General features: G+C 36.9%; 14 protein-coding genes. 5 read left to right on the top strand and 9 right to left on the bottom strand.

The genetic code is table 11. From position 1 onward, the window contains the following. On the top strand, positions 1-746 hold a 746-nt coding region (locus ACYIAL_RS09135; RefSeq protein ID WP_483751483.1), incomplete at its 5' end, for an IS3 family transposase. A 183-nt stretch (positions 747-929) separates the two neighbouring features. On the opposite strand, the gene flgJ is transcribed toward ACYIAL_RS09135, so the two are convergent. Genes flgJ through flgB form a run of 9 tightly spaced genes read right to left on the bottom strand, consistent with a single transcriptional unit; the run spans position 930 to position 8,170 of the window. Continuing rightward, entirely contained in the window at positions 930-1,964 is a 1,035-nt protein-coding gene (gene flgJ, locus ACYIAL_RS09130; protein ID WP_483751482.1) for a flagellar assembly peptidoglycan hydrolase FlgJ, read from the bottom strand. 12 nt (positions 1,965-1,976) lie between these two features. After that, positions 1,977-3,083 carry a flagellar basal body P-ring protein FlgI gene (locus ACYIAL_RS09125; protein WP_483751485.1) on the bottom strand — a complete coding sequence of 369 codons (1,107 nt, stop codon included), beginning with the start codon at positions 3,081-3,083 and terminating at the stop codon, positions 1,977-1,979. 14 nt (positions 3,084-3,097) lie between these two features. Then, on the bottom strand, positions 3,098-3,799 hold the full coding sequence (locus ACYIAL_RS09120) for a flagellar basal body L-ring protein FlgH (RefSeq protein WP_085247563.1): 702 nt from the start codon (positions 3,797-3,799) through the stop codon (positions 3,098-3,100). A 10-nt stretch (positions 3,800-3,809) separates the two neighbouring features. Then, a complete protein-coding gene (gene flgG, locus ACYIAL_RS09115; RefSeq protein WP_085247564.1) occupies positions 3,810-4,592 on the bottom strand; it encodes a flagellar basal-body rod protein FlgG in 783 nt (260 codons plus the stop codon). Between the two features lie 29 nt (positions 4,593-4,621). Next, entirely contained in the window at positions 4,622-5,377 is a 756-nt protein-coding gene (locus tag ACYIAL_RS09110) for a flagellar basal body rod protein FlgF (protein WP_160431462.1), read from the bottom strand. 14 nt (positions 5,378-5,391) lie between these two features. Beyond that, positions 5,392-6,603 carry a flagellar hook protein FlgE gene (flgE, locus tag ACYIAL_RS09105; RefSeq protein WP_085247566.1) on the bottom strand — a complete coding sequence of 404 codons (1,212 nt, stop codon included), beginning with the start codon at positions 6,601-6,603 and terminating at the stop codon, positions 5,392-5,394. 16 nt (positions 6,604-6,619) lie between these two features. Then, positions 6,620-7,336 carry a flagellar hook assembly protein FlgD gene (locus tag ACYIAL_RS09100; protein WP_085247567.1) on the bottom strand — a complete coding sequence of 239 codons (717 nt, stop codon included), beginning with the start codon at positions 7,334-7,336 and terminating at the stop codon, positions 6,620-6,622. Positions 7,337-7,349: 13 nt separating this feature from the next. After that, a complete protein-coding gene (gene flgC, locus ACYIAL_RS09095) occupies positions 7,350-7,754 on the bottom strand; it encodes a flagellar basal body rod protein FlgC (RefSeq protein WP_085247568.1) in 405 nt (134 codons plus the stop codon). Positions 7,755-7,759: 5 nt separating this feature from the next. Continuing rightward, entirely contained in the window at positions 7,760-8,170 is a 411-nt protein-coding gene (gene flgB / locus ACYIAL_RS09090) for a flagellar basal body rod protein FlgB (protein WP_160431465.1), read from the bottom strand. A 152-nt stretch (positions 8,171-8,322) separates the two neighbouring features. On the opposite strand from flgB, the gene flgA reads away from it, so the two are divergent. The 4 genes from flgA to flhB all read left to right on the top strand — a co-directional run bounded on the left by flgA (position 8,323) and on the right by flhB (position 11,091). After that, positions 8,323-8,982 (top strand): flagellar basal body P-ring formation chaperone FlgA, encoded by a 660-nt coding sequence (flgA, locus tag ACYIAL_RS09085; protein ID WP_483747978.1) that lies wholly within the window; start codon positions 8,323-8,325, stop codon positions 8,980-8,982. Positions 8,983-9,060: 78 nt separating this feature from the next. Beyond that, positions 9,061-9,354: a flagellar biosynthesis anti-sigma factor FlgM gene (flgM, locus tag ACYIAL_RS09080; protein ID WP_483747979.1), complete on the top strand. Its 294-nt coding sequence runs from the start codon at positions 9,061-9,063 to the stop codon at positions 9,352-9,354. Between the two features lie 28 nt (positions 9,355-9,382). Continuing rightward, on the top strand, positions 9,383-9,817 hold the full coding sequence (locus tag ACYIAL_RS09075; RefSeq protein WP_160431467.1) for a flagella synthesis protein FlgN: 435 nt from the start codon (positions 9,383-9,385) through the stop codon (positions 9,815-9,817). 143 nt (positions 9,818-9,960) lie between these two features. Continuing rightward, positions 9,961-11,091: a flagellar biosynthesis protein FlhB gene (flhB, locus tag ACYIAL_RS09070; protein ID WP_483751481.1), complete on the top strand. Its 1,131-nt coding sequence runs from the start codon at positions 9,961-9,963 to the stop codon at positions 11,089-11,091.

The following is an 11,091-nucleotide window of genomic DNA, read 5'->3' as shown; positions in this document are numbered from 1 at the left end:
TTGTTGGCTTAAGCCGTTGTGCTTACTATTATCAACCTAAGTTACTGGATGATTCAGTGATTGTTTCGGTGTTGAATGCTATCACAGACCGGCATTTACGCTGGGGCTTTCCTAAATGCTTTAATCGTATCAGAAAGCTCGGCTATAAGTGGAATCATAAACGGATGTATCGGGTGTATTGTGAATTAAAGCTTAATCTGAGGGTAAAGCGTAAACAACGCATTCCTCCACGAAGCCCGGAAAGACTATCAGTACCGAATAAATCAGGTGAATGCTGGTCAATGGATTTTATGAGTGATAGTAGCCGTAATCAACGTCGCTTTAGGACATTCAATGTCATCGATGACTTTAATCGTGAGGCGCTAGGCATTGATATTGCAGTCAGCTTACCGGCAAGGAGAATTATCCGTTATTTAGATAAACTGGCCGAATATCATGGGTATCCATTAAAAATACGAGTCGATAATGGGCCAGAATTTACAGGAAAAACCTTTATAAACTGGGCTAAATCACATGATATAACCATTGATTATATCCAGCCCGGTAGCCCATATCAAAACGGGTATATTGAACGATTTAATCGTACCTATCGTACTGAAGTACTCGATTTATATCTTTTTAACAACTTAGTGCAAGCAAGGAGAATAACCGAAGAATGGTTAACGATTTATAATACCGAAAGACCTCATGAGGCGTTAAATAACATGACACCGATTGAGTATAAAACACTAAAACAAGCAGCATAATTTTCTACGTGAGTGTGTACTAAGTTTGGGATATTTACAAAATAGATACAATTTGATGTCCAGTCATTTTTTTCATGGTAAATCCTCTGTGGGTTAATCAAGAAAATTTTATACTCTTTTGCTGTACTATTTTAAGGGGGAGTTACAGTATTTAATGCCTAGTCATCCTAGTCATCCTAGACATCAATTAAACGCAATTTTCCTAAACCCTGATACCATTGTTGGTTGATTATTTTGGGTAATTTGTTCGATACGATTGATGATCTGTATAAGTTTATCACTATAATTTGGATCAGTTGCATAATGTGCTGCTTGTAATTCTTTGGCAGCTGTTCTGGCATCTGGTGCGTTAACAACAGCACGATAACGTGGATTTTTGGTTAATAAATTAAGATAGTCGGTTAACGCTTGTTGTTTACTATTATAGACTCTAAAATTATCCTCAATTTTAGTCATTTTATTATTAACCCATTCTTGTGTGATTAAGCGAGTAGAATCCCCTTGCCATGACGCGTTGGCTTTGATACCAAAATAATTGTGGCTTACTTGATTATTAGTGGTTTTGATCTGTTTTTGTCCCCAGCCTGTTTCTAATGCAGCTTGTGCAATAATCACTTCATAAGCAATACCTGAATGTTTAGCTGCCTGCTTAGCTGGCTCTAACCAATCTTTTACAAATTTAACGATATGATCGTCTTTACCCTCTTTTATTGGTGTATTTAAAGATAATTGATTAGTTGGATTGGTTTGATTTGCTTTATGACTTTGGTAAAGCATTTGCCCCCATGCTTGAGGCGATAAATTAGAGGGTGCATTACTAAATAAAGACTGAGCTAAATGAAGATTTTGCTCAGTTTTATTTGAATTAGCCTGTGATGAATTAGCTTGTGAGTTAATATTAATTGATGGTGAAACCTTGTTAGTTAACTGTTTGGTGAGCATCTGGGCTAATCCAAACCCTTTACCTGCTGCCTGCTGTGCAATTTGTTGATCAAACATTGAAGTAAATAGCTGTGAAGCAGACTGACCAAATAAACCACTTTCAGGTACAGCTTTACGCATTGATTGCATCATCATATTAATAAATAATGATTCAAATTGCTTAGCAACTTGTTTAACACCTTCAGATGAACCATTTATTGCACTACGCTTTAGTTGGTTAAGACCCGATAAATCATAGGCAAAACGGTTGAATGATTGACCAATTTTAGTATTCATAAGCAATATTCTTTAAATAGTTTCAAGCGTAGCATGTAAACAACCCGCTGATTTTAGTGCCTCAAGAATCGACATTAATTCGGTCGGGTTTGCACCTAATAAGTTCAGTGATTTAATAACACGTTTTAAGTCAGCGCCTGCGGCTAAATTATGTAATGCCCCGCCTTCTTGCTCAATACTTACTTGTGTATCAGGTGTTACCACTGTTGTGCCACCGGCTAATGGTGTATTGGGTTGACTGACTTTTAATTTATTATTCACCACAACAGATAAATTACCATGCGCTACAGCACAATTATCTAGCTGCACTTTTTGATTCATCACAACAACACCTGTTCGCGTATTGATAACAACTTTGGCAGAAATTGGCGTGCGACCTATTTCTAAATTTTGTATTTTAGATAAAAATTGTACACGTGTGTGGCTTTCTTTTGGCATTTTTAGAGAAACCGTTGTGCCATCTAAGGCAACTGCACTATTTTTTTGTAATTTATTAATTGCTTCCGATATTTTTAAAGCTCGAGTAAAGTCAAATTGGTTAAGATGCAAATGGATAATGTCTTGTTCATCTAAACGAGTAGCTAACTGACGTTCAATCGTTGCGCCATTTGGAATGGTGGCACCTGCTGTTTGATTAACACTAACACTACTTCCTTTACTGCTTGCGCCCGCTCCTCCTACAAAAAGGTTACCTTGAGCAATAGCATACACTTGATTATCGACCCCTTTTAATGGGGTCATGATCAATGTGCCACCACGCAAGCTTTTTGCATTACCAAGCGAAGACACAACCACATCAAGTTGTTGCCCAACACGCGAATAAGAAGGTAATTTGGCAGTTACCATGACCGCGGCAACATTTTTTAATTGCATATTACTGCCTGACGGTACAGTAATACCTAGCTGGGATAACATGTTGGTAATACTTTGAATAGTAAAAGGTGTTTGCGAGGTTTGATCGCCTGTGCCATCAAGCCCAACAACAATACCATAACCAACTAAAGCATTGTCTCTTACACCTTCAATAGTCACTAAATCACGAATACGTTCAGCATGTCCATTAGGTATGAACAATATCATCATAAAGATAAAGCCAAAAAAGAGGCGCAATTTTCTTATCATAATCAGGCTCATTAAAATGGTGAAAGATTTAAAAATAGGCGTTGTAACCAACCCATTGTTTGTGCTTCGTCAATATATCCATTACCGACATATTCAATACGAGCATCAGCAACCTGTGTTGAAATAACGGTGTTATTACCACTTATTGTTCTAGGGTTTACCACGCCAGAAAAACGGATAAATTCGGTGCCTTGATTAATCGCAATCTGTTTTTCACCGATCACCTTTAAATTACCATTAATCATGACATCTTGAACGGTGACGGTGATAGTACCACTAAACGTGTTTTTAGCATTAGCGCCACCGGCCCCTTTAAAATCATTGCCACCTGCAATATCCGTTTCAGCTTTGCCTCTGCCAACTAATCCATCGAGAAACGTAGGCAGCTTTTTTATACCTAAATTAACCGAGCCATTACGCCCTGCATTCACAGATGAGCTTTTGCTGGCACTGACGTTTTCCTGTAAAACAATGGTCAATACATCACCAATATTACGCGGACGGCGATCTTCAAACATGGGTTGATACCCAAAACTGCTTGGCTGAGCGGCTTGATAAATAGAGCCACTGGTATTTACAATGGCGGGCATTTGCGGAACAATGCTCGTTTTGCCTTCAACTAAAGCTTGCTTAGGTAATTGTGCGCAACTAAATAAGCAACTAAACAAAAAGAAGGCAATTGGAATATAAAAATATCTCAATAGACTTATCATATTGTTAATGTTAAAGCTGATTTAAACGTTGTAGCATTTGATCGGATGTTGAAATCGCCTTGCTATTAATTTCGTAAGCGCGTTGTACTTGAATCATATTTACCAGCTCTTCAGCAACATTGACATTAGACGTTTCGGTATAACCTTGATATAGCAATCCTGCACCATTTAATCCGGGGGTATTTTCGGTCGGAGAACCTGAACTTTCGGTTTCTAAATAAAGGTTTTCGCCCACGCTTTCAAGACCTGCATCATTAATGAAAGTATGTAAAGTAAGTTGACCAACTTGAACTTGTGTTGATTGATTCGCTAATGTCACATTCACTACACCATCACGTGCGACAGTCATTTTGATTGCGTTGGATGGAATAGTAATGGCTGGTTGAATTTCATATCCCGCCGCAGTCACCAATTGCCCATTTTGATTAACTTGAAAAGCGCCACTACGAGTATAAGCTTGTGTGCCATCGGGCAATAAAACTTGGAAAAAACCTTGTCCGTTAATAGCAATATCACTACTGTTATCTGTTGCCTCTAAATTGCCTTGGCTATGAATACGTTCTGTCGCAACCGGACGAACACCAGTACCAATCTGTAAACCTGACGGTAATGTGGTTTGCTCAGAAGACTGCGCGCCGGGTTGGCGAACTGTTTGATACAATAAATCTTCAAATACAGCTCTTTGTCTTTTAAACCCACTGGTACTCACATTCGCTAAATTATTTGAAATAATATCCATGTTCATTTGTTGCGCCGTTAAGCCCGTTTTGGCAATCCATAATGATTTAATCATAGTTATTCCTACTTAATATATTGATAAATTTAAGTCAGCGACAAAATTTGGTTCGCTTTTTGTGCATTTTCATCTGCGGTTATAATTTCTTTCATCTGCATTTCAAACTGGCGAGCATGGCTAATTAAATCCACCATAGCAGTAACAGGATTAACATTACTTCCTTCTAACACACCGGACATAAGTTTAGCTTTTGGATTATCTGGCATAACTGCACCACGTTCATTACGTACTTGGTCAGTTAGTTGAAAAAAACCACTATCACCACGGACAATCTCGTTTCGCTCAAGATGTACTTTTTTTATTTTACCCACTTGGGCAATGGTGGTTGGTTTATTGCCGGCACCCAATGCAGAAAGTGTTCCATCGCTGCTAATAGTGATTTGAGATCGTTGGGGCACAGTTAAAACGCCACTATCACCAATTAATGGATAGCCTTGTATATTAAGCGTACCATTTTCGTCAATATCAATAGCACCATTACGTGTATAAGCTTCGCTACCATCAGCTAATTGCACCGCCAACCAGTGATCTTCGGTCAAAGCAACATCTAAATTTCTACCCGTATAATTAAATGCACCCATCGTTGAGTCAAACGTGGGCGTTGTTGCTGTTACCATAGTCCGTGTCGGTATATCATTGCCCACAACAGGAACTGCTTTCATTGCCGTTAACTGTGCACGAAACCCCACTGTAGATACATTAGCTAGGTTATTACTTGTCACTGACTGCCGATTTAGTGTCTGGCTAGCTGCTGACATTGCTGTATAAATAACACGATCCATAAATAACCTTTAAATTAGCGCAAATTAACTAATGTATTTAAAATTTGGTCCTGGGTTTTAATGGTTTGTGAATTAGATTGGTAATTGCGCTGAGCAACTATCATATTCACTAACTCTTGACTCATATCAACATTTGAAGATTCAAGTGCGCCACTGGCTAATGCGCCAAATGTACCAGAATTTGCTACACCCAATACTTCTGTGCCAGACTTAATTGTCGAACGCCAATTATTATTCCCTGCTGATTCTAGACCGTTAACATTAGCAAAATCAGCCATGGCAATTTGACCTAATAACATCGTTTGTTGGTTAGAATAAACGCCATAAATAGAACCATCATCATTAATGCTATAACCTACTAAATTACCTGGTGCATAACCATTAATAATTGGCGTTTTGATACTACCTACTTCTTTACCCATGTTTTGCTGAGAACTATTGGCTAATGATAAAGTAAAAGTATTGTCGGCAGATCCATTTAACCCATTAATATTAATGGTCATTTCAGGATCACTAATTAATTTACCGGAAGAGTCAAATTCCATTTGTCCCACTTTTTGTAAACTTCCATTAGGATCACTACTATCAAGATAATGAACATCCCATTGGTTATCGCCAGTTTTAACATAAAAGAGTTGAACATTCCTTTGATTACCAAGCGAGTCATAGGTGGTAATGGTTGTAGAATAATTAAATGTATCGGCATCAAGGGCATTGACCGGTTGTTTAGCAGGAACTTTACTATTGGCATTTAAGTTTGTTTGCAAAGAAGCCTTGGTTGTTGCTGATGCATTTAACATTTCTTGCGAAATTTTTAATGGACCAGGTGCTGCACCTTGCTGCACTTGAGGCGGCGTACCAGTTGCAAGATAGCCAGTCAGGTAAAGACCATCAGCAGAAATAATATTTCGCTCAGCATCTAATTGAAATTGTCCGTTACGAGTATAGTAAGCTTGTCCATTACTATCCACTAAACGAAAAAATCCATTACCTGAGATAGCCACATCTAGACTGTTGTTAGTGGTTGTGGCGGTTCCATCATTAAAATTTTGCATAACCGCAGCTACTTTTACCCCCATACCGACTTTTGAACCGGCATAGATATCGGCAAATGAAATGCTGGCGCTTTTAAAACCCACCGTTGCTGAGTTGGCAATATTATTACCGATCACATCTAACTGCTTTGATGCAGCATTCATGCCACTCACTGCTTGAGAAAATCCCATCTGAATTTTATCCTCTTTAAAGAATTTGACGTACTTCGTCAATACCAATTGAACCAAGTATTCCTAAATCGAGTAATACTTTATTATTAACTTTACTATTGATAACACCATAGACCACTGAATAGGCTAATGATGTGGATGATACTTTTTGCCCATCTGAACTTGCATTGACTGAAAAGGTATAACTGCCATCAGGCGCAATTGTCCCATCATTTAGCACACCATCCCAAGTAAAGGAACTTACGCCAGCAGGGATTGCGCCCAAATCAACTTCTCGCACCACATTACCATTTGCATCTTGAATGGTGATAATCACTGAATCGGCATCTCGCACTAACTCAAAGCCAAATGGAGTAGTAACCGTTTCTTTACCTGCATCTGAGCTTTCTAGTTCAGAGGTAGCTACTAAAATTTTATCGCCAGGTACCATGACACCCTTGCCGATCATGTTGCTCGCATTAACCGATAAGCTGTCATCGATCTGACCTGAAACCATTCCCAATGTCGTATTTAGTCTTTCGATACCAGCTAAGGTATTAATTTGTGCCAGTTGTGATGTTAACTGACTATTATCCATTGGATTGGTCGGATCTTGGTTTTTCATCTGAGCAATAAGTAGTGTTAAAAAATTATCTTGCAGCTCCCTACTTGAATTACCATCTGATGAATTTTTTTGAATCGTTTGCGGATTTTTTACCCCTGATGCTGAAACAGCAACATTACTCACTCCCATAAGCTTCTCCTTATTACTGGCCTAATGTCAGTGTTTTTAGCATTAAACTTTTTGCCGTATTAATCACTTCGACATTCGCCTGATAACTACGTGAAGCTGAAATCGTATTGACCATTTCGGCAACCACATCAACATTCGGTTTTTGAATGTAGCCTTTAGCATCAGCCAACGGATGATGGGGTTGATAAACCAAATTCATTGGCGTGGGATCTTCAATCACTTGCGACACTTTAACGCCCGCAATTGAATTGGTTTGACCATTATCATCCACTTGAAAAATAACTTGCTTGGCTCGATAAGCTTCTCCAGAGGTACTTGTTACGCTATCTGCATTAGCTAAATTACTGGCACTGACATTCATGCGTTGGGTTTGCGCCATTAATGCTGACCCTGAAATTGCAAAAATTGAAAAACTCATCTTTATTATCCTTGCTGTAATACCGACATAACATTTTTAAATTGCTCACCTAAAAACGTTAAATTACTTTGGTAATGAATGCTATTGTCAATAAAGGCTGTACGCTCTTGATCCATTTCTACCGTATTACCATCAGCTGATGCCTGATACGGAATACGATAAAGTACATTTTGATTAAGTGTGACAGGCGCTTTTACCTGAATATGATGATCTGAGGTAATATTAAGTCCAACGTGATTAATGTTACTGTGCTTATTAAGCGCCTTACTTAACTCAGCATTAAAATCAATATCTCGCGCCTGATAGTTAGGCGTATCGCTGTTTGCAATATTTGCGGCTAATATATTTTGTCGCATTTCTCGTATATTTAATGCTTGCTGGTGAAAATTAACCCATGTATCCAATTTATCAAACATAAAATCATCTCACTTTTTTTGATAGTGAGGATTTTAAGCGAATAAAAAAAAAGTCATTGAGTAAATAACGATAAAAATAGCCCTTATTTCAAGATTTGTTTTATGCAATCATAAAGTACAATCAGTTTATGCATAATTTGAAACAGATAAACATGATTAAAATCGCAAAATTAATACTCGCTATTTTTATACTATTTAGCGGATATCCTGTTGTGGCAAGTTCTTTTGATAAGCAGATTTACAATTTAATCTCTCAGCAATTTAGCCATAAAGTAGATGATATTTCGATTACTTACCTGACCGCCAAACCACAATTAAGTTGCGATACGCCTATACTTTCGTTATTAAATAAAAAAAAACAGTGGGGCAACATGACCATTTGTGCTCAATGTGATAATCAGAAAAAATTTATCCAGATTAATGTGGCTGTGATGGGGAACTATATTGTAGCTAAGCAAGCAATAAGCGCTGGTACTATCATCAACAAAGATCACATACGTATACAATCAGGTTGGTTAGATAAGCTACCTTCCGCTGTCATTTTAAATGAAGCTGACGTACTTAATCATATAGCTTTACGCAATATTAATCTTGATGAGTCAATCAAAACCACAATGCTTCAAAAAAATTGGCTGATAAAAGCAGGACAAATAACCAAAGTGATAATTAATGGTGAAGGTTATCAAATAGAAACGAATGGCAAGACTCTTAGCAATGGTGTATTAAATGATAACATTAGAGTTAAACTAAATTCTAACAATATTGTTGAAGGAACATTGACTCACCAAGGGGTTATTATTTTCAACAAATAATATTAATGATTTTTTTATTATTGCCGATAATAAAACTAAACAAATCACTTAAATCGTCAATTTGATTAAAGGTATTTTATGAGTATCGATGCAACAAAATCCGTGACAAGCATATCAGGACTACTTAACCGTGATGTAGTGAATGAACAACAAAAAAATCAAACAGCATCTGTACCAACCCAAAACAGTACTAATGCAAGCACTACCGTGAGTATCACTCAAAACTCAATGAATCTGTTGCATTCAACCGATAAAGATATTGATATAGAAAAAATTGAAAAAATAAAACAAGCCATTACCAACGGCACATTAGTTATTGATACCCATAAAATTGCAGACAAATTAATTAATCAATTACTGCAACATATTTAGAATAAGTCAGAATTACAGGGATATATAAATGTTAGAGCTCGATGACATCCTAAACCAAATAACCGAAATGTTACAAACACTCTCAGGAATTCTACAAACAGAACAACAAATATTAATTGATAATAGTTCAACAAATCAGTTAAATGAAATTATTAATAAAAAAAGCCAGTTATTGATTCAATTAAAGTTACTGGATGAAAAACGCGTAACATTAAGTAAACAATTAGGTATTCATCCCCCCTATAACGACAATCCAACCATTGCAGCGCATTGGCTATCTATCACAGACACAACAAAATTATTAGCTAATATAAATCGTGATAATGGATTAATCATCCAAAATCGCATGAATATTACCCAGCAATCAATTAACTATCTTAAAGGCATAAACAGTCCAGTTGTTTATACCAATAATGGCTACCAACAAGCCGATGTAATCTCATCAAAACGAGCCAAAGTTTAACGGAGAATTAATATTTGTTGATGGTAAAGGCGATAAATACCGCCAAAAATGCCCTCTTATTAAGCCAATAATTTGTGAGTAATTAGGTCATACTGTTAGGCGTGTAAACTCTAATTAAACGATGAAGTTTTATTTGATTCCTCATGGCTGACGATAATGATCTAGATAAAAGCGAACATCCCACCGATAGCAAAATAAAAAAGGCTAGAGAAAAGGGACAGATCCCTCGATCTCGCGAGTTAACTTCGTTGATAATCTTATTAATAGGCATCTCTTTGTTTGGATTAATGGGGTCACATTTAGTTAACCAGTTAATCACCATCATAAAATCAGCAATGATGTTTTCGAATAAAACAAGCGATGATAAATTGATCGTCTTTAATTTAATTAACTTGTTAACCCATGGCTTTTGGTCAATTGTGCCAATCTTTTTTGGTTTAGTTATTGTTGCCATATTTGCACCACTTTGTGTGGGAGGACTACTATTTAGTCTGCAATCAATTAAACCCAACTTTAATAAATTAAATCCTATCGCTGGTTTTGGCAGATTATTTAGTACTAAAATCTTTTCTGAATTACTAAAAAGTCTACTTAAAGTTATTTTAATTTCTATCGCATCAGCGTGGTTTTTAATGCACCATTTTTCTGACCTGCTTGCGTTACCCCATATGTATTTAAATAATGCATTAGCTAAAGCCATACAGTTAGTGATTTTTTGTGGAATGTTAAGCGTTATATCGTTAATACCCATGGTTGGTTTTGATATTTTTTATCAAATATGGAGCAATTTGAAAAAATTGAAAATGTCAAAACAAGAAATTAAAGATGAATTTAAAGAACAAGAAGGAAACCCGCAAATTAAAGGGCGTATTCGCCAAATGCAACAAGCGATTGCCAGACGTCGAATGATGAAAGATGTGCCAAAAGCCAATGTCATTGTGACCAATCCAACCCATTATGCGGTTGCTTTACAATATGATGAAAAAACCATGATTGCACCAAAATTACTGGCAAAAGGAACAGATAACATTGCGCTACGCATTAGAGAAATTGCCACTGAATATAATATACCGCTATTAGAAGCACCACCTTTAGCTAGAGCGTTATACCGCCATGGTGAAATAGGTGAAACGATTCCAACAGAATTATATACCGCAGTTGCACAAATTTTAGCTTGGGTATATCAATTAAAACATTGGCATAAATATGGTGGCAATAAACCAATCGCACCCGATAATTTACCCATTCCTGAGTCATTATCCGTAAATAAATAA

This window comes from Gilliamella sp. X-57 (genome assembly GCF_057063565.1).
This window is presented reverse-complemented; position numbering and strand designations above follow the sequence as displayed.

What these genes read in the sequence shown, in the direction of transcription:
- flgM (WP_483747979.1), top strand. Translation starts at nt 9,061, where the DNA reads ATGAGTATCGATGCAACAAAATCCGTGACAAGCATATCAGGACTACTT.
- ACYIAL_RS09110 (WP_160431462.1), bottom strand. Translation starts at nt 5,377, where the DNA reads ATGGATCGTGTTATTTATACAGCAATGTCAGCAGCTAGCCAGACACTA.
- flgC (WP_085247568.1), bottom strand. Translation starts at nt 7,754, where the DNA reads ATGAGTTTTTCAATTTTTGCAATTTCAGGGTCAGCATTAATGGCGCAA.
- ACYIAL_RS09100 (WP_085247567.1), bottom strand. Translation starts at nt 7,336, where the DNA reads ATGGGAGTGAGTAATGTTGCTGTTTCAGCATCAGGGGTAAAAAATCCG.
- flhB (WP_483751481.1), top strand. Translation starts at nt 9,961, where the DNA reads ATGGCTGACGATAATGATCTAGATAAAAGCGAACATCCCACCGATAGC.
- flgB (WP_160431465.1), bottom strand. Translation starts at nt 8,170, where the DNA reads ATGTTTGATAAATTGGATACATGGGTTAATTTTCACCAGCAAGCATTA.
- flgJ (WP_483751482.1), bottom strand. Translation starts at nt 1,964, where the DNA reads ATGAATACTAAAATTGGTCAATCATTCAACCGTTTTGCCTATGATTTA.
- ACYIAL_RS09120 (WP_085247563.1), bottom strand. Translation starts at nt 3,799, where the DNA reads ATGATAAGTCTATTGAGATATTTTTATATTCCAATTGCCTTCTTTTTG.
- flgA (WP_483747978.1), top strand. Translation starts at nt 8,323, where the DNA reads ATGATTAAAATCGCAAAATTAATACTCGCTATTTTTATACTATTTAGC.
- flgG (WP_085247564.1), bottom strand. Translation starts at nt 4,592, where the DNA reads ATGATTAAATCATTATGGATTGCCAAAACGGGCTTAACGGCGCAACAA.
- flgE (WP_085247566.1), bottom strand. Translation starts at nt 6,603, where the DNA reads ATGGGATTTTCTCAAGCAGTGAGTGGCATGAATGCTGCATCAAAGCAG.
- ACYIAL_RS09075 (WP_160431467.1), top strand. Translation starts at nt 9,383, where the DNA reads ATGTTAGAGCTCGATGACATCCTAAACCAAATAACCGAAATGTTACAA.